At 75.6% G+C, this 23,734-nt stretch carries 20 protein-coding genes; 10 read left to right on the top strand and 10 right to left on the bottom strand.

Features of this window, described 5'->3' with window-relative positions; genetic code table 11:
* Positions 1-3 precede the first annotated feature (3 nt).
* From AC0IVP_RS05110 to AC0IVP_RS05095, 4 genes are read right to left on the bottom strand one after another with little or no spacing between them, the layout of a single operon-like run.
* Positions 4-363: a hypothetical protein gene (locus tag AC0IVP_RS05110; RefSeq protein ID WP_056298881.1), complete on the bottom strand. Its 360-nt coding sequence runs from the start codon at positions 361-363 to the stop codon at positions 4-6.
* A complete protein-coding gene (locus tag AC0IVP_RS05105) occupies positions 360-1,223 on the bottom strand; it encodes a DODA-type extradiol aromatic ring-opening family dioxygenase (protein WP_471755032.1) in 864 nt (287 codons plus the stop codon). The genes AC0IVP_RS05110 and AC0IVP_RS05105 overlap by 4 nt, the downstream gene beginning before the upstream one ends.
* Positions 1,216-2,025, bottom strand: a complete 810-nt coding sequence (locus tag AC0IVP_RS05100) for a citryl-CoA lyase (RefSeq protein WP_471755030.1) — start codon at positions 2,023-2,025, stop codon at positions 1,216-1,218. Before AC0IVP_RS05100 ends, AC0IVP_RS05105 begins: the two co-directional genes overlap by 8 nt.
* A complete protein-coding gene (locus AC0IVP_RS05095) occupies positions 2,022-3,179 on the bottom strand; it encodes a CaiB/BaiF CoA transferase family protein (RefSeq protein WP_056298870.1) in 1,158 nt (385 codons plus the stop codon). The genes AC0IVP_RS05100 and AC0IVP_RS05095 overlap by 4 nt, the downstream gene beginning before the upstream one ends.
* 204 nt (positions 3,180-3,383) lie before the next feature.
* Here AC0IVP_RS05095 and AC0IVP_RS05090 point away from each other — a divergent pair, with 204 nt between their 5' ends.
* A complete protein-coding gene (locus tag AC0IVP_RS05090; RefSeq protein ID WP_471755028.1) occupies positions 3,384-4,844 on the top strand; it encodes an amidohydrolase family protein in 1,461 nt (486 codons plus the stop codon).
* Positions 4,844-5,659: an IclR family transcriptional regulator domain-containing protein gene (locus tag AC0IVP_RS05085; RefSeq protein WP_471755026.1), complete on the top strand. Its 816-nt coding sequence runs from the start codon at positions 4,844-4,846 to the stop codon at positions 5,657-5,659. The genes AC0IVP_RS05090 and AC0IVP_RS05085 overlap by 1 nt, the downstream gene beginning before the upstream one ends.
* Here AC0IVP_RS05085 and AC0IVP_RS05080 read toward each other — a convergent pair whose 3' ends face one another.
* On the bottom strand, positions 5,660-6,616 hold the full coding sequence (locus AC0IVP_RS05080) for an SDR family NAD(P)-dependent oxidoreductase (protein ID WP_471755024.1): 957 nt from the start codon (positions 6,614-6,616) through the stop codon (positions 5,660-5,662). It abuts the gene before it with no gap.
* Between the two features lie 152 nt (positions 6,617-6,768).
* On the opposite strand from AC0IVP_RS05080, the gene AC0IVP_RS05075 reads away from it, so the two are divergent.
* The gene (locus AC0IVP_RS05075; protein WP_471755022.1) at positions 6,769-7,503 is read left to right on the top strand and encodes a methyltransferase domain-containing protein; all 735 of its coding nucleotides are present in this window, start codon (positions 6,769-6,771) and stop codon (positions 7,501-7,503) included.
* 41 nt (positions 7,504-7,544) lie between these two features.
* Here the strand turns inward: AC0IVP_RS05075 and AC0IVP_RS05070 are convergent, their stop codons facing one another.
* Positions 7,545-8,288, bottom strand: coding sequence for a hemerythrin domain-containing protein (locus AC0IVP_RS05070; RefSeq protein WP_471755020.1), 744 nt, complete (start codon positions 8,286-8,288; stop codon positions 7,545-7,547).
* Positions 8,289-8,408: 120 nt separating this feature from the next.
* Here AC0IVP_RS05070 and AC0IVP_RS05065 point away from each other — a divergent pair, with 120 nt between their 5' ends.
* Positions 8,409-9,092: a GAF and ANTAR domain-containing protein gene (locus tag AC0IVP_RS05065; protein ID WP_471755018.1), complete on the top strand. Its 684-nt coding sequence runs from the start codon at positions 8,409-8,411 to the stop codon at positions 9,090-9,092.
* Here AC0IVP_RS05065 and AC0IVP_RS05060 read toward each other — a convergent pair.
* Both AC0IVP_RS05060 and AC0IVP_RS05055 read right to left on the bottom strand, forming a co-directional pair.
* On the bottom strand, positions 9,073-10,101 hold the full coding sequence (locus AC0IVP_RS05060) for a hypothetical protein (protein ID WP_471755016.1): 1,029 nt from the start codon (positions 10,099-10,101) through the stop codon (positions 9,073-9,075). The two genes, AC0IVP_RS05065 and AC0IVP_RS05060, sit on opposite strands and share 20 nt — an antisense overlap.
* Positions 10,102-10,226: 125 nt before the next feature.
* Positions 10,227-11,075 (bottom strand): alpha/beta hydrolase, encoded by an 849-nt coding sequence (locus tag AC0IVP_RS05055; protein ID WP_471755014.1) that lies wholly within the window; start codon positions 11,073-11,075, stop codon positions 10,227-10,229.
* Positions 11,076-11,194: 119 nt separating this feature from the next.
* Between AC0IVP_RS05055 and AC0IVP_RS05050 the strand changes: the two genes are divergently transcribed.
* On the top strand, positions 11,195-11,575 hold the full coding sequence (locus AC0IVP_RS05050) for a hypothetical protein (protein WP_471755012.1): 381 nt from the start codon (positions 11,195-11,197) through the stop codon (positions 11,573-11,575).
* A gap of 25 nt (positions 11,576-11,600) precedes the next feature.
* On the opposite strand, the gene AC0IVP_RS05045 is transcribed toward AC0IVP_RS05050, so the two are convergent.
* Positions 11,601-12,101 carry a PaaI family thioesterase gene (locus AC0IVP_RS05045; protein WP_056298843.1) on the bottom strand — a complete coding sequence of 167 codons (501 nt, stop codon included), beginning with the start codon at positions 12,099-12,101 and terminating at the stop codon, positions 11,601-11,603.
* Between the two features lie 117 nt (positions 12,102-12,218).
* Between AC0IVP_RS05045 and AC0IVP_RS05040 the strand changes: the two genes are divergently transcribed.
* Positions 12,219-12,845 (top strand): TetR/AcrR family transcriptional regulator, encoded by a 627-nt coding sequence (locus tag AC0IVP_RS05040; protein WP_056298840.1) that lies wholly within the window; start codon positions 12,219-12,221, stop codon positions 12,843-12,845.
* Here AC0IVP_RS05040 and AC0IVP_RS05035 read toward each other — a convergent pair.
* Positions 12,775-14,193, bottom strand: a complete 1,419-nt coding sequence (locus AC0IVP_RS05035) for a carboxylesterase family protein (RefSeq protein ID WP_200939110.1) — start codon at positions 14,191-14,193, stop codon at positions 12,775-12,777. The genes AC0IVP_RS05040 and AC0IVP_RS05035 overlap by 71 nt on opposite strands.
* Before the next feature lie 227 nt (positions 14,194-14,420).
* Between AC0IVP_RS05035 and AC0IVP_RS05030 the strand changes: the two genes are divergently transcribed.
* Genes AC0IVP_RS05030 through recD form a run of 4 tightly spaced genes read left to right on the top strand, consistent with a single transcriptional unit; the run spans position 14,421 to position 23,674 of the window.
* On the top strand, positions 14,421-15,311 hold the full coding sequence (locus AC0IVP_RS05030) for a VldE C-terminal domain-containing protein (protein WP_471755010.1): 891 nt from the start codon (positions 14,421-14,423) through the stop codon (positions 15,309-15,311).
* Positions 15,312-15,369: 58 nt separating this feature from the next.
* A complete protein-coding gene (gene recC, locus AC0IVP_RS05025) occupies positions 15,370-18,609 on the top strand; it encodes an exodeoxyribonuclease V subunit gamma (protein WP_471755008.1) in 3,240 nt (1,079 codons plus the stop codon).
* Positions 18,606-21,887 carry a UvrD-helicase domain-containing protein gene (locus AC0IVP_RS05020; protein ID WP_471755006.1) on the top strand — a complete coding sequence of 1,094 codons (3,282 nt, stop codon included), beginning with the start codon at positions 18,606-18,608 and terminating at the stop codon, positions 21,885-21,887. Before recC ends, AC0IVP_RS05020 begins: the two co-directional genes overlap by 4 nt.
* Positions 21,884-23,674, top strand: a complete 1,791-nt coding sequence (recD, locus tag AC0IVP_RS05015; protein ID WP_471755004.1) for an exodeoxyribonuclease V subunit alpha — start codon at positions 21,884-21,886, stop codon at positions 23,672-23,674. The genes AC0IVP_RS05020 and recD overlap by 4 nt, the downstream gene beginning before the upstream one ends.
* Positions 23,675-23,734: the final 60 nt, after the last annotated feature.

The raw sequence follows: 23,734 nt of genomic DNA, 5'->3' as shown, positions 1-23,734 counted from the left end.
GGCCTACGTGGAGATGTCCGGGTAGGGCTGGGTGACGTGGTCCATCGCCCGGGCGTAGGCCAGCTGGTACTCCATCGGGCCGTGGTCGCGCTCGAAGAGCGCGATGAAGAGCGTGAGGGTGAGGAAGGGGTGCGCGCCCATCTCGAACAGCGCCACGTGGTCGTGCTCGCGCAGCGCCCGCCGCTCGTCGTCGTCGAAGGCCAGCCAGGTGGTCTTCTCGTGCGGGATGCAGTTGAGCAGCGAGCCGGCCAGCTCCCGCTCCCACCACTCGACCAGCTCGACCGGGTCGGTGCGGTACCGCTCGGTCAGCTCCGGGTCGCGGTCGACGGAGAAGAGGAACTTGTCGATCAGGTACTTGCTCATCGGGGGTCCCCTCCCGGGTACCAGGTGAAGTAGGCCTCCATGGTGTGGAACAGGTCGACCGTCTCCACGAAGTCGGCCTTCGCGCCCTCGCCGGCCACGCCCATCATCAGCATGAAGTCCATGAACCCGTGGGTGGCGTTGCCCGGGGCGTGCAGCGACTCCAGCGACACCTCGGCCAGGCAGCCGGCGACGTCCCCGTTGGCGATCCAGTCCACCGCCCGCCGGTCGAACACCGGGTCCGGGCCGGTGGGCCCGAACTGGCGGGGGCCGCCGAGCTCCAGGGACAGGTGCCCGGTGCCGATGACGGCGACCCGCAGGTCGGACGCCCAGGACTCCACCATCTCCCGGATCGCCCCGCCCAGGGCGACGAACCGGCGCGGCTGCGGGAGCGGCGGGGCGAAGATGTTGGTGTAGACCGGCACGATCGGCAGGTCGGCCTCGGGCCGCAGCGTGATGATCGGGCAGGTGATGCTGTGGTCGATCCGCAGCTCGTTGGAGAACGCCAGGTCGAAGTCGCGGTCCAGCCCGTCGCGCAGCAGGTGCGCGGCGAGGTCCTCCTGGCCGCGCAGCCGCATCTTGGGCAGCCCGAACTCGCGCTCCTCGTTGTGGAAGTTGGCGTCGAAGAACGGGGCCTTGCCCACCAGGAACTGCGGCATGTTGTCCAGCCACAGCTGGTGGAAGTGGTCGCTGCCGACCATCACCAGCACGTCGGGCCGGGCCGCGGTGAGCGTCTCCCGGAAGGCCTCGATCTTGGCGATCCACTCCGCGGCGAACGGCGGCCGCTCGGCCTCGGGCATCGTCGAGGTGCGGTAGTAGAAGGGGTGGTGCGTGGACGCGACCACCGCCACGAGCTCAGCCACGGGGGCCTCCGTAGGGGTCTGGGGGGACGGAGCGGTTGTTGAGGTCCACCGAGAGGAAGACGTCGTTGGCGACCGGGTGCCGCAGCTCCTCGGCCAGCTGACCGATCAGCCCGGCGGTGCGGGCCAGCAGCGCGAACCCGCGCAGCAGCTCCAGCGGCAGCCCGAGGTCGGCCAGCGCGGCGCCGCAGACGCCGGCCCCGTTGAGCGGCAGCGTCTTCCCGAGCACCTGCGGGTGCACCCGGCCGATGGCGGCGAACAGCGACAGGTGGGGGCCGAGCAGGTCCTCCTCGGCGGCGATCTGCATCAGCCGGGGGGTGCGCGGGTCGCCGTCCTTGTGGACGTGGTGACCCAGGCCCGGCACGAAGCGCCTGGCCTCCCGCTCGCGCTGCACGGTGGCCAGGGCCAGGGCGTCCCAGCCGGCGTCGTCGGTGGGGAGCTCGTCCTGGGCCCGCAGGACGTCGTCCAGGAAGCGGCCGCAGTCCTCGGTGACGCCGAGGAACCGCGAGCCGCCGCCCAGCAGCCCGGCGGCCAGCGCGCCCTGCACGGAGTCCGGCGCGGACAGGTAGGTCAGCCGGGTGACGATCGCCGTCGGGGTGAACCCGTGGTCGGCCAGCGCGGCCAGCACCGACTCGAACACCCGGGTCTCACCGGGGCTGGGACGGCGCTGGGTGGCCAGCCAGAAGGCCAGCTCGCCGAACCCGACGGTGCCCATGACGTCGCGGGCCAGGTCGGTGCCCAGCAGGGTGATGGTCTCCCGGGTGGAGGCACCCAGCGCGGTCTCGTAGCGGCGGGGCTCGGTCATCGGGTGGCCAGCCAGGCGCGGATCTCGTCGCCGTGCTCGTCCAGGCCGGGCGGGGGCAGCCGGTAGGACGCCGCGGTGGCCGAGAAGGTGATCGGGTTGCGGATCGAGGGCACCCCGCCGACGTGGACGACGGGGTCCAGCCCGACCTCCTCGGCGAACGCGACGCCGGCGTCCACGGTGTTGATCGGCCCGCACGGCACCCCGGCGGCGATGATCTCGCGGAACCACTCCTGCTTGCCCTTGCGGGACAGCTGCTCCACCAGCAGCGGGCGCAGCTCGTCGCGGTGGGCGGTGCGGTCCTCGTTGCGGGCGAAGCGCGGGTCGTCGGCGAGCTCGGGGACGCCGAGCACCTCGACGAGCTTGCGGAACTGGCCGTTGTTGCCGGCGGTGATGATCAGCTCGCCGTCGGCGCACTGCAGCGGCTCGTAGGGGAACAGGCTGGGGTGGCTGTTGCCCATCCGGAAGGGCACGGTCTCCCCGGCGACGGCGGCCGAGGTCTGGTTGACCATCCCGGACAGCGCGGAGGCCAGCAGGTTGACCTCGACGTGCTGGCCGACGCCGGTCTCGTGCCGCAGGTTCAGCGCGGACAGCACGCCGATGGTGGCGTGCAGTCCGGCCATCACGTCGAACACGGCCACGCCGGCGCGGTAGGGCTCGCCGTCGGTGGGCCCGGTGAGCGACATCAGCCCGGAGATGGCCTGCACGATCAGGTCGTAGCCGGGGAGCGCGGCACCGCCCGGGCCGCTGCCGAAGCCGGAGATCGAGGCGTAGACGACCCGCGGGTTGGTGGCCGACACGGTGGCGTAGTCCAGGCCGAAGCGGGCCAGCCCGCCGGGCTTGAAGTTCTCCACGACGACGTCGGCGCGGCGGGCCAGCTCCTGGGCGGCGGCGACGTCGTCGGCGTCCTTCAGGTCCAGGGCGACCGACCGCTTGTTGCGGTTGACGCCCAGGTAGTACGTGGCGACGTCCTGGCCGTCGACGTCGCGGACCGGCGGGGCCCAGGTGCGGGTGTCGTCGCCGGAGGGGCCCTCGACCTTGACCACCTCGGCGCCCAGGTCGGCCAGCAGCATGGTCGCGTAGGGGCCGGCGAGGATGCGGGAGAAGTCCGCGACCAGCAGGCCGGCCAGCGGGCCGGTGGGGGAGGGGTCGGTCATCGGTCGGGCACTCCTCGGCTGTTGCGGACACCTGTCCGGTGTGACCGGCACCGCAGTCTCACCACCCCGAGGTCGCGGTGTCAACCGCGAGCACGAGCTCTTGACAGGTGGTCCGCGTCACGCCCACAGTGCACCTGCCGGACGCGTGACCGTCCAGCGGACAGTCGTCCGCGCACCGCGCCGGCTGCCCAGGAGGCGACGACGATGTCCACCCCAGAACCCGGCCGCCCGATGGTCTTCCGCGGCGGCACCGTGCTGACCATGGACGACGCGCACACCGTGCTCACCGACGGCGACGTGCTCGTCGTCGGTGACCGGATCGCCGCCGTCGGCACCGCGCTGGACGTGCCCGAGGGCACCCATGAGATCGACGCGACCGGCGGCATCGTGATGCCCGGGATGATCGACACCCACCGGCACATGTGGCAGACCGCGATGCGCGGCTACGGCGCCGACTGGACCCTGACCCAGTACTTCGTCTGGTACTACCTCGAACACGGCAAGCACTTCCGCCCGCAGGACGTGCACGCCGGCAACACGCTGTCCGCGTGGGAGGGCCTGGAGGCCGGCGTCACCACAACCGTCGACTGGAGCCACGGGCTGCAGACCGTCGACCACGCCGAGGCCGCCGCCGACGCGCTGCTCGCCGTCCCCGGCCGGTTCGTGCTGGCCTACGGCAACATCCAGGCCGGCCCCTGGGAGTGGACCGCCGACCCGGCTGTGCAGGCCTTCCTCACCCGCCGCCGCGACGAGGGCCGGCTCGGGCTCCAGCTGGCCTTCGACGTCACCGGTGACCCGGCGTTCCCGGAGAAGGCGGCCTTCGAGGTCGCCCGCGAGCTCGGCCTGCCGGTCACCACGCACGCCGGGGTGTGGGGCGCGACCAGCGACGCCAGCATCGCCCTCATGCACGACGGCGGCTTCATGACGCCGGAGACGGTCTACGTGCACGCCGCCTCGCTGTCCACCGACAGCTACCACCGGATCGCCGCCACCGGCGGGTCGGTGTCGGTGTCCACCGAGTCCGAGCAGAGCGCCGGGCAGGGCTACCCGCCCACCTGGCAGGTCCGCCACCACGACATCCCGGTGTCGCTGTCGATGGACACCAGTGTCTGGTGGTCGGCCGACCTCTTCTCCGCCATGCGCACGACGCTGGGCGCCGACCGGTCGCGCGAGCACCTGGAGGCGCACGCCGAGGGGAACACGGTCACCAACGTCTCGCTGCGCGCCGAGCAGGTCGTCGACTGGGCCACCCGTGGCGGGGCGAAGGCGCTGGGCCGCGACGACCTGGGCTCGCTGGAGCCGGGCAAGAAGGCCGATGTCGTGCTGATCAGGAACGAGCACTCGCCGGTGTCCTTCCCGCTGCTCAACCCCTACGGCCACGTGGCCTTCCAGGCCCAGCGCGGCGACGTGCACACCGTCGTCGTCGACGGCCGGGTCGTGAAGAGCGGACACCGCCTGGTCGACGCCGACCTGGCCGCCGTCCGGCACTCGGTGGACCAGACCGTCGAGCACCTGCGCTCGACCATGGGCGAGGAGACCTGGCAGGCCGGGATGAACCCCGCCCTGCCCGAGGGCGGCGACGTGCTGGACAACCCGTACACGTACACCGACTACAAGTCCGACGCCACGCACGAGGCGCGGGGCAGCCTGTTCGGCGACGGCTGATGGCCGGGCGGGGGACCGGGCCGGACTTCGTCGAGGCGCTGGCGCGCGGGCTGGACGTGCTGACCTGCTTCGGCAGCGAGCGGCCGGCGATGTCGCTGAGCGAGGTGGCCGCCGCGGCGGAGCTGGCCCGGCCCACCGCCCGTCGGCTGCTGCTGACCCTGGAGGAGCTCGGCTTCGTGCGCTCGGACGACGGGCTGTTCCGGCTCACGCCCAAGGTGCTCACCCTGGGCATGGCCTACGTGGGCGCCCTCGGCCTGTGGGACATCGCCCGCCCGCACCTGGAGTCCCTGGTCGCCCGCACCGGGGAGTCCTCCTCGATGGCCCAGCTCGACGGGGCCGACATCGTCTACGTCGCCCGGGTCGCGGTGCCCAAGCTGATCACCCTGCGCGTGGAGATCGGCACCCGCTTCCCGGCGGCGCAGACCTCCCAGGGCAAGGTGCTGCTGGCGGGCCTCGCCCCCGACGAGCTGGCCAGCACGCTGGCCGAGCCCAGCCGGTCGGGCCTGCCGCCCTACATCGGCCGGACCACCGAGCAGCTGCACGACGAGCTGGCCGAGGTCCGGGCCCGCGGGTGGGCGCTGGCCGACGAGGAGCTCGCCCCCGGCGTCCGGTCGGTCGCCGTCCCCGTGCGGGACGGGACCGGCGCCGTGCGCGCGGCGGCCAACGTCACCGTGCACGCCGCGGAGACCACCACCCAGACGCTGCTGGGCGAGCACCTGCCCGCGCTGCTGCGCACCGCGGGGGAGATCAGCGGCGAGTGGGCCACCTGGCAGCGCCGTCCGCACGTGGAGGTGGCCCGGGCCGAGACGGCCTGATCAGCCGGTCGCCCCGGCGACCGCAGCCAGGAACCGCTGCACCGCCGCCGGGTCCTGACCGCGCTCCCAGCCCAGGGTGGAGGGGCGCTGTGCCCGGTCGTGCCAGAAGTGCTCACCGGTCGAGACCGGCCGGGTCGCCACCAGCCAGACGGTGGTGTCAGCGCCGTCGGCGGCCGTGCGCAGCAGCGGGCGCATCGCCTTCCCGAACCCGGGGATGGACGCCGTCACCCCGGCCGTGGCCACCCACCCGGGGTGGGTGGAGGTCACCCGGATGCCGCGCGGGGCCAGCCGGCGGGCCCACTCGGCTGCCAGCACCACCTGCATCCGCTTGGTCCGGGCGTAGGCCCGCACGCCGCTGTACTCCCCGGTGCGGAACTCCAGGTCGTCGTCCCGCAGCGTGGCGCCGTACATCCCGCCCGAGGACATCCACACGACGCTCGCCGCGTGGTCGACCAGGGTGTCCGCCAGCAGCCTGGTCATCAGGTGCGGGCCCAGCACGTGGACGGCGTAGGTCAACTCGTGGCCCTGTGCGGTCTCCGAGCGCTCCGGCGGCAGCGCGCCGGCGTTGTGTACCAGCCCGTGCAGCGCGTCGACCCGCTCGGTGAACCCCGCCGCCCAGGCCCGGACGGCGTCCAGGTCCCCGACGTCGCAGACCTCGGCGACCACCTCGGCGCCGGGGTGGTCGCGGTGCAGCTGGGCCACCAGGTCCTCGGTCTTGGACCGGTTGCGGCCCAGCACGTGCACGGTGGCCCCGAGGGCCAGGAACGCCCCGGCCATGGCCTCGCCGATGCCCGAGGTGGCACCGGTGACCAGCACCCGCGTGCCGGTCATCGACCCGGGCGCGGGGTCGGCCGGCCACCACCGCCGGCGCACGGCGGGTCCCAGCCGGCTGTAGCCGGGCACCACCAGCCGGTCCAGGACGGCGTCGAGCAGGCGGGCTGGCAACGGGGCTGGCATGCCGGCCAGCCTGCCAGCACGCCCAGGCGGACCCCCCCTACCGGCCGTCGGCGGCCGCACACCCGGGGTTGAGACCCTCTCGCCGGTGGTACCGGGACACCACCGATCCAGCCCCGGTCGGTCCTCCCGCTCGACACCCAGGAGACCCCGGGATGCCGTTGTCGCCACCCGCCACCGACTTCTTCCTCTGCCCTCCCGAGTCCCAGCACTTCGCCGCCGGCGTCGACACCCTGCTGCGCCGCCACCGCGACCTGCTCCGCTGGGACGCCGCGGGCGTGCTGGAGCTGGGCACCGGGGACGCCGCCGCGATCGCCGAGGTCGTCGCCGGGCTGCCCGACCTGCGGGTCCGCGGCATCGACATCAGCGCCACCTCGGTCGCCCGCGCCCGGGAGAACACCGCCGCCGCCGGCGTCTCGGACCGCTACACCGTCGAGCACGGCGACTTCTTCGACCTCGCCGGCCTCGGCGAGCCCGGGGCGCCGCGCACCGTCGTGTCCAACCCGCCCTACCTGCCCGCCCCCGACGGCGACCTGCTGATGCCCGAGCTGTGGGGCGGCCCGCACGGCAACGACCTCGTCCTGCGGCTGCTCGGCGCGCTCGCGCCGCACCTGGTCATCGCGATGGCCGGCTACGCCGACCCCGTGACCACGCTGGCCACCGCGGAGGCGCTGGGCTACCGGGTCCTCGACGTCGTCCCCGAGGTGCACGAGCTCGGCGTCTACAGCCGCGAACCGAAGGTGCTGGCCCGGATCCAGGAGCTGTGCGCGGCCGGCCGCGGCTGGATCGGGGAGGACTCCTACGCGGTCGCCGTGACCCTGCTCAGCCGCCAGCACGGGGGCGCCCCCGACCGCCGCGAGGACCTCCTCGCCGCTCTCCGCGCCGTCTGAGCCGCGGGCCCCGGTGTCACCGACACCGGGGCCCGCGGGGGTCAGCGGTGGGTGGCCGCCGTGTCGCCGTGCCGGGCCGGCGGGGTGCGCTCGACCAGGCCGGCCACCCGGGCCAGCACCCCGGACAGGGCGCGCCCACCCCGGGCCGCCCAGTCCTCACCGCGGCCGTCGGTGCAGTCCTCCACGAAGGCGTCCAGTCGGTCCCGGCCGCGGTCCAGCACCGACAGCGGCAGGCCGGACAGCGCGTTGCCCGGGGGACGGCGGGACACCGTCGGGTGCGCGCGGGTGGGGGACACCCGACGGGCCAGTTCCCACGCCCGGCCCAGCCGCACCAGGGCCGCGTCGTCCAACCGCTCGCGCAGCCGCGGGAAGAGCTCGTCCTCCTCGTCCCGGACGTCCTCGCGGAGCACGGTGGTCAGCCGGTCCAGCACCCGGGCGCGCTCCGGGTCGTCGTCGCCGAGGGTCTCCAGGCGGGCGACCAGGTCGTTGACCTCCTGGTGCTCCTGCTCGACCTGGGTGGTCAGCTCCTCGCCGTCGGGCAGCGTCCGGCGCAGCACCGGCCACAGCACGACCTCCTCGGCGAAGGCGTGGCTGAAGACCAGCCGGTCGATCGCCCGGAGCACGCGCCGTTGCCCGGTGCCGGTGCTGCCGTCGAGCTCGTGCAGCAGCCGGTCCAGCTCCACGTGGTCGGTGCGCTGGCGGACCAGCACGCTGGCCGGTCCGCCGAGATCGGACTCGGGACGGTCGGCGATGGAGGGCAGTGCGGGTCGGGTGGTGGTGGTCACGGGGCACCTCGTCCGGGGGTCGTGCGTGCGGCCCGGGCTCGACCACCCCGAGGCTGCCCGTCCCCGGTCCACGACAAACGCCGGTGGCGGACCCCCGCCCGGGCAGGTCACCATGGACCGGTGTCCGCGCTGTCCGAGTCCCTGGCCTCCGTCTCCCTCGGCGACGTCCCGCTGGCGCAGTCGCTGAGCCGCGTCACCGAGATCGCCCGGTCGGCCATCCCGCACACCGAGGCCACCTCGATCACCCTGATGCGCGGGGGTGACCCGTTCACCGTCAACTACAGCGGCCAACTGGCCTCCGACGCCGACGAGCTGCAGTACCAGCGCGGGTACGGCCCCTGCATGGACGCCGCCCGCGCCGGCCTCACCCTCGTCGTCCACGACATGTCCACCGACGACCGCTGGCCCGACTACGCCCGGCAGGCCGCCGAGCGCGGCGCGCTGTCCTCGCTGTCGGTCCCGCTGCCCTTCCAGGGCGCGACCATCGGCGGGCTGAACAACTACGCGACCACCCGCAAGGCCTTCAGCGACGAGGACGTCGCGGTCGCCGAGGAGGTCGCCGCCTTCGTCGCGATCGCCGTCGCCAACGCCGACGCGATGGCCCGGGCGGTCGACACCGCCGAGCAGATGCGCACGGCGATGGCCTCCCGCGCGGTCATCGAGCAGGCCAAGGGCGTGCTGATGGAGCGGCACAAGGTCACGCCCGAGGACGCGTTCACGATGCTCACGCACGCCTCCCAGCGCACGAACACCAAGCTGCGGACCATCGCCGAGACCCTGGTCTTCACCGGTCAGCTGCCCTGACCCCGGCCGGCCAGGCGGCCGCCAGCCAGGCGTCGGTCCGGTGTGACCAGGTGCGGTGGGCCGCCCAGTCCCGGCGTGCGTCGGCCCAGGCCCCCGGCTCCGTCGCCGCGGCCAGCACGGCGTCGGCCGCCTCTCCGGCGCCGGTGACCACGCGGGTGTGCGGTGCCACCTCGCCGGCCTCCTCGTGGTGCCCGGTGGTGGCGACCGTGGACAGGCCGCGGGCGGCGTGGTCGTGGGCCTTCATCGAGGACTGCCCCAGCGTCCGCTCGGGGACGTCGGGCACCAGGGCCACGGTGGCTGCGTCCAGCACGTCGGCCAGCCCCGACCGGGGCAGCAGGCCGTGGTGGGTGCACCGGCCGGGGAACTCGCGCAGCAGGGCGGCGAACCGCTCGGCAGCGGCCCGGGCGCGGTCGGGGAAGGCCAGCTGCCCGTACAGCTCCAGTGTCCAGCCCGGCAACCGGTGCAGCACCCCGCGCACCACCTCGACGTCGAACCGCTCGGCGATCGTGCCGACGTAGACCATCGTCGACGGTCGGCGCTGCCTCCGCCGCGGAGCCGTCAGCAGGGCCTCGTCGGTGCCGTTGGGCACCACCGCCGGACGGCGTCCGGGGAACAGCGGGGCCAGCACCGGGTCGACCACCACCACCTCGTCGGCCTCGTCGGCGATCCGCCGCAGCTGGTCGGGCAGGCCACGGGCGTGCGGCAGCAGCCGCGACCAGTCGTCGGTGCAGTCGAAGACCACCCGGCCGGGCGACCCCTGGGTGCCGCGCCACTCCCAGGGCAGCTGGACGACGGTCAGGTCCGGCGCCCAGCCCGACCGGTGCAGGAACACCCGGAGCGCTGCGGCGTCCAGCCGCTCGGCCGTCGTCCCCCGGGAGCCGGGCAGCACGGTGGACCGCTCGCTGACAGCCACCCCGGTCTCGACGTCGGTGAACCGGCCGCCGAGCAGGTGCCGGGCCCAGCCGGCGGGGTCGGTGCGCACCCGGCCGACGTCGGCCGGGGCCTGCACGAAGCGGACCGTCGACCCGCCACGGGTCCTTGGCCAGGACCCCGACCGTGGGCGGTGGGGAGTGGGGGTCGGGCACGAGCGGCTCCTGGGGTCGGGTGCCGGCCGGATACCCACCGCCCCGGGGGTCACCCGCGGTGGGCGGCCAACCAACCGGCGACGTCGTCGAGCACGCGGTCCTTCTCGGGTTCGTTGTGCGGCTCGTGGGCGAGCCCCTCGTAGACCGTGACCGTGAGGTCGGGGGAGGCGACCTCGCGGCGCAGCAGCTCGGTCACCGACACCGGCATCAGCGCGTCCGCACCGCCGTGCAGCACCAGCAGCGGCAGGGTCAGGGTGCGCAGCCGCGCGGGCATCGCGGCGGCCGTCGCCATCGTCTCGGCGCCGGTGCGGGCGGTCATCCTGCCGTGGTGGTTGAGCGGGTCGGCCTCGTAGTCGGCGACGACGGCGGGGTCGCGGCTGATCGTGGTGGGGTCCAGGGCGAGCACCGGGAGGTCGGGCAGGAACCGGGACAGCACGGGGGCCACCAGGCGTTGCAGTCCGGTGGCGGTGCTGGTGTCCAGCGCCGCGGCCGACACCACCGCGCCCCGCACCCGGGGGTCCGGCGAACCGGTCAGGTACTGCAGGGCGACGAGCCCGCCCAGGCTGTGCCCGTAGACGAAGACCGGGACGTCGGGGTGTGCAGCACCGGCCAGCGCGACCAGCTGCCGGACGCCCTCGACGGTGGCGGCCATCGAGCCGATCGTGCCGCGGGAGCCGGGGGAGCGGCCGTGTCCGGGGTGGTCGACGGCGAACGTCGCCCAGCCGTCGGCGGCCAGCCGGCGGGCCACGTGGGCGTACCGGCCGCCGTGCTCGTGCACCCCGTGCACCAGCGCGACCACCCCGTCGACCCCGGTCGTCTGCGGCGGGGTCCAGCTCTGCCAGGCCTGGCCGGAGGGCAGCGTGCCCCGGGCGTGGTCGGGCTGTCCGTCGGTGTCCACGGCCGGAGCGTACGGCGACCGGCGGGTGCCGCAGGGCCCGATCGGGGCGGGCGGAATGGTTCCGCATCTGATACCGTTGTGCACAACTCAACGTCCCCGTTGAACCGTGGAGGTACGCCGTGACGGACCTGACGACGACCCGGCCCCAGCCGGTCGCACACCGCCACCCCGTCGAGCAGGACGACGCCGAGCCAGCTGCCGGCAGCTCCGCGCTCGCCGTCCTCGCCCGCTTCGTGCTCGACCGCAGCCGTGAGGACGTCGTCCGCGCCGAACTCGCCGACGGTGGCCCGGTCGTCCGGGAGATCGCCCACGCCCGGGCCCGTCAGGAGGTTGCCGAGACCTGGCTGCGCCTGGACGGCGGGACCTCGACGGCGCGGGCCCGGCTCGACGAGCTGGGCCGGGTGCTGTGCCTGCTGGCCGCCCCGCACCGCGACCACCCCGACTTCGCCGCCCTCGAGCGCCGCTGGCCCGCGGTCGCCTCCGAGCACCCGCTCTGGTGAGCGCGCGTCCCGTCGACCGGTCCGGTCAGGCGGGGCGCAGGACCAGGATCGAGCTGGTCGCCGTCGCCAGCAGTCGGTCCCGGCCGTCGACCAGGCGGGCCTCGGCCAGCGCCGTCCGCCCGCCCAGGTGGGTGACCGTGCCCGTGCAGCGCACCGGTCCGGTGTCCGCGGTCATGGCACGCAGGAACTTCACCGTCAGGTCCAGGCTGGTGTAGCCGACCCCGGCGGGCAGCAGGGAGTGGACCGCGCAGCCGCAGGCGGAGTCCAACAGGGTCGCGAAGACACCCCCGTGCACCGAGCCGATCGGGTTGTAGTGGTGCTCGGCGGGGTCCAGGGTGAAGACCACCCGCCCCTCCTCGACGGACTCGATGCCCATCCCGATCGTGGCGCCGATCGGCGCACCGGGCAGCGACCCGTCGGCGATGGCCCGCAGCACGTCGATGCCCGCGCTGGTCTGCACGGCCCCGGCGGACTCGCTCGGGTCGCCCCACGAGTAGGTCCGTGCACGTGTCGGTCCGGTCGTCATACCGACACGCTAGTGCGGGCGCGACGTGCCCGACACGACAGTGCGGCCCCGACACCGGCACCAGTCCGGTCGTTAGCGTGGGGGCCCACCCGCTGCCGACAGTCCGGGAGACCACCGGTGACCAGCACAGCCACCTCGGGACCGGGACGCCGGGAACGCAAGCGCGGGAACACCCGCACCACCATCCTGGCCACCGCCCACCAGCTCTTCGAGCTGCACGGCTTCGCGGCCACCCCGGTCACCCAGATCGCCGTCGAGGCCGACGTCGCGGTCCAGACGGTCTTCAACCACTTCCCGGCCAAGCAGGACCTCTTCTTCGAGGGTCGCTGCTCCTGGCTGCGTCTGGCCCAGGTGGTGCTGCCCGAGCTGCGGGCGGCCGCCGACCCCGGCCACGGGGTGTGCCTGGACGACGTCGCTGCCGCCGTGGACGCGATGGTCGGCGCGCACCTGCGTGTGATGGCCTCCCCGGGCAAGGACATCGTGCTGCGGGAGCTCGCCGAGGACCGCACGCTGCGCTCCACCGAGCTGGAGATGCGCGACCGCGCCGAGACCGCACTGGTCCAGACCCTGTCGGCCGGCTGCTCCCCGGCCGCCCGGGACGACGCCCGCCGGCTGGCCGCGCTCTGGACCGCCGACACCTGGGTCGAGGTCACCGACGGCCGGCGCGCGCTGCTCACCCCGACGCCGGCCGGTGCGCCCGGGCGGCGGCCGCTGCGCGACCGGCTCCTGCAGCTCTCGGCCTGACCCGGCGGGTGCGCAGGAAGCCCGGCACGTCCTGCGGGGTGACCGTGCCGGTGCGGGCGAAGTCGGCCCACACCCGGCGCAGCTGCCGCCCGCGGCGCTCCACCTCCGACCAGTCCGCGCCCTCGATCAGCGGCGCCCCCCGCCACGAGGCCTCGTCGGTGAACAGCAGCGGCAGGTCGATCGTGTGGGCCCCGCGGTACACGCTGTCCGGCGCCCCCCAGGACAGCCGGTAGGTGGCGGCCCGGCCGCCGCCGGCCACGTGCCGGCGGGAGAACGAGCGCACCGCCCGGCCGTAGACCCACCAGCCCGCCAGTCCCACCACCGCGCGGGTCAGCAGCCCACCGACCACCGGCGCCCGCAGCACCGCCACCAGCCGCGCGGCCGGTGTCCGCTCCAGACCGGGCAGGAAGAGGGCCACCTCCCGCGACGTCGCACCGATCAGCAGGTCGACGTCGGGGGCCGCCGCCCGCCAGGCGTCGTCCAGCTCGTCCTCGGCGGGCAGCGGTGCCGCGCCGTACTGCGTGCCGAACGGCATGGCCGCGAGCAGCCCGAACCGGCCGGCCGCGGCCTCCACCCGGCGTTCGGTGGCCAGCACCGTCGCCAGCGGGGTCCGCGCGGTCAGCTGCCCCGCCGCCTCGTTCATCGCCGCCGACATCCGGGCCCGGCCGCGGGAGATGCCCAGCGGGGCGCTCTGCACCACCGCCCGGTGGAAGAGCCCACGGGCGCCCTCGGCGACCATCAGGTGGGCGACGGCGTCCCCACCGGCGGACTGGCCGAACACCGTCACCGCGCCCGGGTCGCCGCCGAAGCCGGCGATGGCCCGCTGCACCCAGCGCAGCGCCTCGACCTGGTCCAGCAGACCCAGGTTGGCCTCCCGTGCCGCGCCGTCGCCCAGGTAGCCCAGGAGTCCCAGCCGGTAGGTCACCGCCACCACGACGACCCGCTGCTCGCTGACCAGCGCGCGGGGGTCGAAGACGGGGGAGTCCCCGGCGCCGGCCCGGTAGGACCCGCCGTGCAGGAACACCAGCACCGGCAGGTCCGCACCGGCGGCGACCCCGGCGGGCACGGTCACCGAGAGCCGCAGGCAGTCCTCGTCGACGGTCAGCTCGCCCATCGGGTCCACCAGCACGTCGTCCAGCAGCGGGGTCGGGTTCTGCGGGCAGGCCGGGGAGAGCCGGGTCGCGCGTACCGGGCGGGTGGCCGGCGGCTCGGCCACCGGGGGCCGGAAGCGCTCGGCCCGGGCGTACCGGATGCCCGTCGCGCGCACGACGTCGCCGTCGGGGCGGCCCAGGAACACCCCCGCCGGGGTCGCGAAGGAGATCAGTGCACCGTCGTCCGGCGTGGTCACCGCCCGCACGCTACCCACGGGTGTCTGATCAGCGCGTGGACCCCGAGGACGCCCAGCCGACCCCGGGGGACGACGCCGTCGCGGGGTCCCCGCCGCCCGTGGGAATCGTCACCGGAGCATTGCCACCCGCCGGGGCCGACGTTAGCGTGGCCGGGACCCGCGCGTCGCCCCTCGACGGGGCGGCTGCCGCCACCGCGCCAGCACCCCCTCCCGGAGTCCCCTCCCTCATGCCCCGCAGCGCCCCGTCGTCCGACGTGCCCGCCGAGTCGCCCGCACCCCGGTCCGCCCGCCGGCGCCCGCCGTCGCGGTCCCGCCGCCCGGCGCTCTACCTCGGGGTCGCCGCGGTCGGCAGCGTCGTGGTGCACGGTCTCTTCGGCGGTGGCCCGGTCCCCGAGGTCGCCTCCGCTGACTCCTCGGCCACCTCGAGCGTGGCCCAGCAGCTCGGCCTGACCGCCGACGCCCCGGAGCTGGACTCGCTGGACCTCGCGCCGCTGCAGGACATGGCCGCCAGCCGCGCGTCCCGCCAGGACGCCCAGGCCGCCGCTGCCCAGGTGCAGGCCGCCGCCGACCAGGCGGTGCTGGACGCGCAGGCCGCCGAGGCCGCCGCAGCTGCCGAGGCCGAGGCGGCCGCTGCCGCCGCAGCCGCGGAGGCAGCGGCAGCCGCCGAGGCCGCCGCGTCCGAGGCCGCCGCGGCGTCGTCGTCCGCGTCCTCGTCCTCGTCCGCGTCCTCGTCGTCGTCGTCCACCGCGGTGAGCTCGGTCGCGCGGATCAGCAACAGCTCCGGACCGGTCTCCTCCCGGGTCCAGGCGGCCGCCGACGCCGTCGTGAGCAACGTGCCCGGCGCCGGGAGCATCACCCTCGGTGGCACCCGCCCCAGCGCCACCGACCCCGATGGCCACCCCTCGGGCAACGCGCTGGACTACATGGTGCTCACCAACGCCTCGCTGGGCGACGCGATCGTGCAGTACCACCGCGACCACTGGGCCGAGCTCGGTGTGGAGTACCTCATCTGGGAGCAGCGGATGCTCAGCTCCGCCAACGGCTCCTGGGTCTCCATGGAGAACCGCGGCGGCGTCACCGCGAACCACTTCGACCACGTGCACGTCAACTACCGCTGACCTGCGCGACCTGAGGCACCGGACCGGTCCTGTCGGACCCGTCCGGTAGACAGACGGCGTGCTGCACCTCCACCGCGCCGAGCGGACCTCCCGGCTCGCCGACTCCCTCGCGCAGGTGCTCGCCGTGCCCCTGGCGGACCCGTTCGCCGAGGAGGTCGTGGCGGTCCCCGCCAAGGGCGTCGAGCGCTGGCTGGCCCAGCGGCTGTCCACCGTGCTGGGGGCCGACGGTGCCCGCGACGGCATCTGCTCCGGCGTCCGTTTCCCCTCCGCGGCGCGGCTGGTCGACCAGACGCTGGCCGCGGCCACCGGCACCGACCCCCGGCAGGACCCGTGGGCCACCCCGGTGTGGCCGCTGCTCCAGGTGGTCGACGCGGCCCTGGACGAGCCGTGGCTGGCCGTGCTGGCCCGCCACCTCGGCCACGACACCCCCGAGGGCGACCACCGCCGCGGGCGCCGGTGGGCCACCGCCGCCCACCTGGCCGACCTGTTCGGGAGCTACGCCGCCCACCGCCCCGGCATGCTCCGGGACTGGGCGGCCGGCCGGGACACCGACGGCGAGGCGCCACTTCCCGAGGACCTGCGCTGGCAGGCCGAGCTGTTCCGCCGCCTGCGCGGCGAGCTGGGCCCGGGCCCAGCCGAGCAGCTCGCCGACGCGTGCGCCGTGCTGCGCCGGGCCCCCGAGCTGGTCGACCTGCCCGACCGGGTCAGCCTGTTCGGCCCCACCCGGCTGTCGACCCGGTCGCTGGCCGTGCTGGACGCGCTCGCCGAGCACCGCGACGTGCACCTGTGGCTGCCGCACCCCAGCCCGGCGCTCTGGGCGGCGCTGACCGGCCGGACCGCCACCCACCGTCGTAGCGACGACACCGCGACGGTGCCGGTGCACCCGCTGCTGCGCAGCCTGGCCCGCGACGTCCGCGAGCTGCAGCTGCGGCTGCCCCCGCACACCGACACCCACCACCCCGCCGAGCCCGGCCCCGGCACGACGCTGCTGGCCCGCCTGCAGGAGGACCTGCGTGCCGACCGGCTGCCGGCCGCCGGGGCCACGCCGGTCGACGACTCGTTCCTGGTGCACGCCTGCCACGGCCCGGCCCGGCAGGTCGAGGTGCTGCGCGAGGTCCTGCTGCGGCTCTTCCAGGACGACCCGACGCTGGAACCCCGGGACGTCCTCGTGCTCTGCCCGGACGTCGAGGCGTTCGCCCCGCTGGTCTCGGCCACCTTCGGGCTGGGTCCCGGCCTGCCGCACCCGGGCAACGCGCTGCGGGTCCGGCTGGCCGACCGGAGCCTGCGGGCCACCAACCCGCTGCTGGACACCGTGGCCCTCCTGCTGGAGCTCGCGCACAGCCGGGTGACCGCCAGCCAGGTGCTCGACCTGGCCGCCACGGCCGGCGTCCGGCGGCTGTTCGGGTTCACCGACGAGGACCTGGAACGGGTCCGGGACTGGGTGTCGCGCTCCGGCGTCCGCTGGGGCCTGGACACCACCACCCGGGCCGGCTACGGCCTGGAGCGGGTGCCGCAGAACACCTGGCAGGCCGGCCTGGACCGGCTGCTGCTGGGCGTGACCACCTCGGAGGACCAGCCGGTCTGGCTGGACCGGGCGCTCCCGCTGGACGACGTCGACTCCAGCGACGTCGACCTGGCCGGACGGCTGGCCGAGCTCGTGGACCGGGTGGGGCAGGTGCTGGAGGCGCTCACCGGCGAGCACCCCGTGGCGCACTGGGTCGACACCCTGGTGGACGCCCTGGACCTGCTCACCGCCACCGACCCGGCCGAGGCGTGGCAGCTGGCGCAGGCCCGCCGCGAGCTGGCCGAGGCCGGCGCCGGGGGCAGTGGCCTGCTGCGCGCCGCGGACGTGCGGGCGATGCTGGCCGGCCGGCTGGCCGGGCGTCCCACCCGGGCCAACTTCCGCACCGGGAACCTCACCGTCTGCACGCTGGTCCCGATGCGCTCGGTGCCGCACCGGGTCGTGGTCCTGCTGGGCCTGGACGACGGGGTCTTCCCCCGGGCCGGCGGCATCGACGGCGACGACGTGCTCGCCCGGGCCCCGCGGGTGGGGGAGCGGGACGTCCGCAGCGAGGACCGCCAGCTCCTGCTCGACGCCGTGTGCTCAGCGCAGGAGAGGGTGCTGGTCTTCCACACCGGCGCGGACCCGGTCAGCGGCGCGCCCCGGCCGCCCGCGGTGCCGGTCGGCGAGCTGCTGGACGTGCTGTCCACGATGACCGGCGCCGCTCGGGCCGACCTCGTCGTCCGGCACCCGCTGCAGCCCTTCGACCCGCGACAGTTCGCGGGACCGGTGCCGGCGAGCTTCGACCCGGTCGGGCTGGCAGGCGCCCGCCGCTCGGTGCGGGAGCGCGAGCCCGCGCCCGCGCGGCGCCCGCTGGGTCCCCGACAGGGCCCCGTCGCCCTGGAGGACCTGGTCTCCTTCGTCGAGCACCCGGTGCGGGCCTACCTGCGGCAGCGGCTGGAGATCACCCTGCCCGGTGAGGACGACGAGGTCGACGACGCACTGGCCGTCTCGCTGGACGCCCTGCAGGAGTGGGCGGTGGGCGACCGGCTGCTCCGCTCGGGCCTGGCCGGGGTGCCGGCCGAGTCCGCCGAGCGCAGCGAGTGGCTGCGCGGGAGCCTGCCGCCGGGTGCGCTGGGCACCGCGGTGCTCAGCCGGGTGGGCAGCCGGGTCGCGCCGCTGGTGGGGGTGTCTGCGCCGCTGCTCACCACACCGGCCCGGACCGTCGACGTCCGGCTGGACGTGGGCGGCCGGGAGCTCAGTGGGACCGTCAACGGGGTCCGCGGCGACGCCGTCGTGTCGGTGACGTACTCCAGCCTGGCCCCCAAGCACCGGGCGCGGGCCTGGGTGCAGGCCCTGGCGCTCGCGGCCACCGAGGGCACCGGGCGCGCGGTGACCGTGGGTCGCTGGGGTGCACGGGCGCGGACCTCGACGCTCACCGCCCCGGCCGACCCCACCGCGGTGCTGGCCGACCTGCTCGACCTGTACGACCGGGGCACCTGCGAGCCGCTGCCGGTGAGCCCCAAGGTGTCCGAGGCCTACGCGGCACGCCGGGCCGGTGGCGAGGACCGCGACGGTGCGCGGGAGTCGGCCGAGCGCGAGTGGACCGGGAGCAGGTTCCCCGGCGAGGCGGCCGACCGGCACCACGTGCACGTCTGGGGCGACGCCGCACCGTTCACGGCGTGGACCGACCCCGCCCCGCTCGACGACGAGCGGTGGCCCGACGAGGACACCCGGTTCGGCGTCCTGGCCCGCCGGTTCTGGACCCCCCTGCTGGACGCTGAGGTGATCGCGTGAGCGCCGACCTGCTGCCGGAGGTGGCCGCCTTCGACGTGTGCGGCCCGCTGCCCACCGGCACCACGGTGCTGGAGGCCAGCGCCGGGACCGGCAAGACCTTCACCATCGCGGCACTCGCGACCCGGTTCGTCGCCGATGGCCTGGCCGAGCTGTCCGAGGTCATGCTGGTGACCTTCGGCAACGCGGCCTCCCGGGAGCTGCGCGACCGGGTGCGTGAGCGGATGGTCAGCGCCGAGGCGGGGCTGCGCGACCCCGCCGGCGCCACCGCCTCCGACGACGAGGTGCTGGCCCTGCTGGCCCGGGGGACCGCCGCGGAGGTGACCGCCCGCCGGGACCGGCTGGTCCGCGCGCTGGCCGGTTTCGACGCGGCCACCATCGCCACCACGCACTCCTTCTGCTCGCAGATGCTGGCCGGGCTGGGCACGGCCGCCGACGCCGATCCGACCGCGACCTTCACCGAGGAGGTCGACGACCTGGTGCAGGAGGTCGTCGACGACCTGTACCTGCGCAGCTTCGCGGTCACCGGTCAGACCGGACCGCCCTTCCTCACCCACGCCGAGCTCCTGGAGCTCGGCCGCCGGGCGGTGGGCAGCGACCGGCAGGCCCGGCTGGAGCCGGTCGCCGACACCGGCACCCCGGGCCGTCGTCGCCGGGCGGCCCAGGCGGTCCGGGACGAGGTGGAGCGCCGCAAGCGCCGGCTCGGCCTCGTCGACCACGACGACTGGCTGACCCTGCTGCGCGACGCGCTGGCCGACCCGCAGCACGGCCCGATGGCCTGCCGGCGGGTGCGGGACCGCTACCGGGTCGTCATGGTCGACGAGTTCCAGGACACCGACCCGGTGCAGTGGGAGGTCCTCCGCCGTGCCTTCCACGGGCACACCACCCTGGTGCTGATCGGTGACCCCAAGCAGGCGGTCTACGGCTTCCGCGGCGGCGATGTCACCACCTACCTGGCGGCCTCCCGGGTCGCCGACGGGCACGCGACGCTGGGCACGAACTGGCGCAGCGACCAGCGGCTGGTCGGCGCGCTGGACCACGTGCTCGGCGGGGTCGCGCTCGGCGACGAGCGGATCGTGGTGCGCCCGGTGGACTCGGCACACCCGGCGGACCGGCTCAGCGGCGCGGGCGCCCCGCTGCGGCTGCGCCGGCTGGAGCGCCGGGGCCACGGGCCGACCTTCAGGGGGCTGCCCCGGCTCGACCGGCTGCGGAGCGCCGTGGCCGCCGACGTCGCGGCCGACGCGGTGGAGCTGCTGTCGGGCTCGGCCCGGTACGACGGCCGGCCGGTCGCCCCCGGCGACCTCGCGGTGCTGGTCCGGACCAACAAGCAGGGCCACCTGGTCCGCGAGGCGCTGGGCGCCGTCGGCGTGCCGGCGGTGATGGCCGGAGGCGGCAGCGTGTTCGGCACCGCCGGGGCGCGCTCCTGGCTGGTGCTGCTGGAGGCGCTGGAGCAGCCGCACCGGTCCGGTCGGGTGCGGGCGGCAGCGCTGTCGGTCTTCCTGGGCCACGACGAGGCCTCCCTCGACGAGGGCGGCGACGCGCTCACCGACGAGCTGGGCCCGCGGCTGCGCCGCTGGGCCGACCTGCTGACCGAGCGGGGGGTCGCGGCCCTCGCCGAGGTGGTCACCGCCGACCAGGAGCTGCCCGCCCGGGTGCTGCGGCGTCCCGACGGCGAGCGCGTCCTCACCGACCTGCGGCACGTCGCCCAGGTGCTGCACGCCGCCGCGCTGCGCGAGTCGCTGGGGCTCACCGCCCTCGTGGAGTGGTTGCGCCGGCGGATCGCCCGGGCCGACGTCGAGGGCACCGAGGAACGCAGCCGCCGGCTGGAGTCCGACGCGGCCGCGGTGCAGGTGATGACCGTGCACGTCAGCAAGGGCCTGGAGTTCCCGGTCGTCTACGTGCCCTTCGGCTGGGACCGCTGGGTGCCCCGCGACCCCGACGTGCTGCGGCTGCACGACGACGCCGGCGCCCGGGTGCTGCACGTCGGCGGTCCCGCCGCCGCCGACTACCCGGCCGCCCGCACCCGGCACGAGGCCGAGGAGTCCGGGGAGGACCTCCGCCTGCTGTACGTGGCGCTCACCCGTGCGGCGACCCAGGTCGTGGCGCACTGGGCGCCGGGCTCGGGCACCGCGGCCGCGCCGCTGCACCGGCTCCTGCTCGGCGACACCGCCCCCGGCACCGTGCCACCCGCGAGCGTCCCGGTGCCCGCCGACGACGTGGTGGAGAGCCGGCTCGCCGCGGTGGCGGCCGGCTCGGGCGGGCGCATCGACGTGACCGCGGTGGGGCGCGCCGCACCCACCCGGTGGACACCGGCGGGACGGCCGACGCCGGAGCTGTCGGTCAGCAGCTTCACCCGGACGCTGGACGAGGACTGGCGCCGGACGTCCTACAGCTCCCTCACCCGCGCCGCCCACGACCTGGTCGCGGCCAGCGAGCCGGAGGTCCCCGGAACCGACGACGAACCCGACGACACCGTGGAGCTCCCGCCGGCGCCGGCCCCCGACGGCCTGCCCTCGCCGCTGTCCGACCTGCCTGGTGGCGCCGCCTTCGGCACCCTGGTGCACGCGGTGCTGGAGGAACCCGAGCACGCCGACCTGGAGGAGCGCTGCGCCGAGGCGGTGGCCCGCTTCCTGGTGCCGGGGGTGGCGGCCGGGCCGCTGGCCCAGGCGCTGCGCCCGGTGCTGGACACCCCGCTCGACGCCGACGGGACCACGCTGGCCGGGCTGCCCGACCGGGACCGACTGGCCGAGCTGGACTTCGAGCTCCCGCTGGCCGGTGGGGACGACGCCGTCGTGCACGCCACCTTGGCCGACGTCGTCACCCTGCTGCGCCGTTTCGACCTGGGCCCGGTGCAGGGCTACGCCGACCTGCTCGCCGCGTTGGAGCCGCAGTCGTTGCGTGGCTTCCTCACCGGCAGCATCGACGCGGTGCTCCGGCTGCCCGGTCCCGACGGCCCGCGCTACGCGGTCGTGGACTACAAGACCAACCGGCTGGGCCCCGAACCGCTGACCACCGGGCACTACCGGGAGTCGGCGATGGCAACGGAGATGCAGCACGCGCACTACGTGCTGCAGTCGCTGCTGTACTCGGCTGCCCTGCACCGCTTCCTGCGGTGGCGGCAGCCCGGCTACGACCCGGCGCGACACCTCGGGCCGGTGTTGTACCTCTTCGTCCGCGGCATGGCCGGCCCCGACGCCGAACCGGGTGCCGGCGTGTTCACCTGGCAGCCGCCCACCGAGCTGGTCACCGGGCTCTCGGACCTGCTGGCAGGCCGGGCGTGATCCCGGTCCGGGCGGAGGGCCGGCTCCGGGCGTTCGCCGAGGCGGGGGTCCTGGTCGCCGCCGACGTGCACGTGGCCCTCCGGCTGGCCCGGCTGGGCGGGGAGTCCGACGAGACGGTGCTGCTGGCTGCCGCGCTGGCCGTGCGCGGCGTGCGCACCGGGTCGGTCTGCGTCGACCTCACCACGGTCGCCGAGACCGTCGTGCCCGACGAGGACGCCGCCGACCCCGACGTGCCGGTCGTCCTGGACTGGCCCACCGACTGGTCGGCCCTGCAGGCCAGCCCGGTCGTCGCGGTCGGCGCCGGGGCACCGTGGGCGCCGCTGCGCCTGGTGGACGGCCTGCTGTACCTGGACCGGTACTGGCAGCAGGAGCAGCTGGTCCGCCGGGAGCTGGACGCCCGCGCGGCCCAGGACCCGCCCCCGGTGGACCTGACGCCGCTCGCGGCGTTGTTCACCGAACCCGGCTCCGACCGCCAGCGGCTGGCTGCCGCGGTGGCCGCCGGTCGCTGGGTCAGCGTCATCACCGGCGGTCCGGGCACCGGCAAGACGCACACCGTGGCCCGGTTGCTCAAGCTGCTGCAGGACCAGCCCGGCCCCCGTCCACGGATCGCGTTGGCCGCCCCCACCGGCAAGGCCGCGGCCCGGCTGCAGGAGTCGGTGCAGGCCCAGGCGCTGGAGGTCGGCCTGCCGCTGGACCTCACCGCCTCCACGCTGCACCGCCTGCTGGGCTGGCGGCCCGACAGCCGCAGCCGGTTCCGGCACGACGCCGGGAACCGGTTGCCCTTCGACGTGGTGGTCGTCGACGAGTCCTCGATGGTCCCGCTGACCCTGATGGCCCGGCTGCTGGAGGCGGTGCGGCCCAGCGCGCGGCTGGTGCTGGTCGGCGACCCCGACCAGCTCACCCCCGTCGAGGCCGGCGCCGTGCTCAGCGACCTGGTGCACCGCCCGGCCCCGGCGTCCGGCCGCCCGTCCTCGTTGCCCGAGGGCGACCTGGCCGGCCTGGACGCCCAGGAGCTCGACCAGCTGGCCAACGGCGTGGTGCGGCTGCGCGACTCGCACCGCTTCGGCGCCGGCATCGGCTCGCTGGCCGAGGCCGTCCGCGCCGGGGACGCCGACCGGGTGCTGGAGCTGCTCGCCGCCGGGGACGGCGTGCTCTCCCTGGAGGCCGACACCACCGGTCTGGCAGCCGAGGTGCAGCGCACCGGTGCCGAGCTGCTGGCCACCGCGACCGCCGGGGACGCCACCGGGAGCCTGGACCTGCTGGGCCGGCACCGGTTGCTGTGCGCCCACCGGGAGGGCCCGTTCGGGGTGGCTGCCTGGAACGAGCAGGTCAGCCGCTGGACCCGGCCGGCCACCGCGGGGGAGTGGTACCCGGGTCAGCCGCTGCTGGTCACCGCCAACGACTACGACAACCACCTCTTCAACGGCGACACCGGTGTCGTGGTGGTGTCCGACGGCGAGCTGCGGGCGGCCTTCGCCCGCCCGGGCGGCATCCGCGGCCCCGAGCTGGTGCCGCTGTCCCGGCTGTCGTCGGTGGCCACCGCGCACGCGCTGACCGTGCACCGCAGCCAGGGCAGCCAGTACGCCGCGGTGACCGTCCTGCTGCCCCCGGCGTCCTCCCCGCTGCTGACCCGGGAGCTGCTGTACACCGCGGTGACCCGGGCGAGCAGCCGCGTGCGGGTCGTGGGCAGCGAGGAGTCGGTGCGCACCGCGGTGGGCCGGCAGGTCGTCCGGGCCAGCGGCCTGCGGCGACCCCAGCCGGGGGGCCGGTCGGATCCCACGGGGTAGCCCGACGCCTGTGCGCACCATCACCCGACCGATCTGGTCGGTCGACCGACCAGATCGGTC

The sequence above is a fragment of the Klenkia sp. AC732 genome (genome assembly GCF_979256525.1).
Note: the sequence above shows the minus strand (reverse complement) of the source record. Positions and strands in the feature narration are given on the sequence as shown.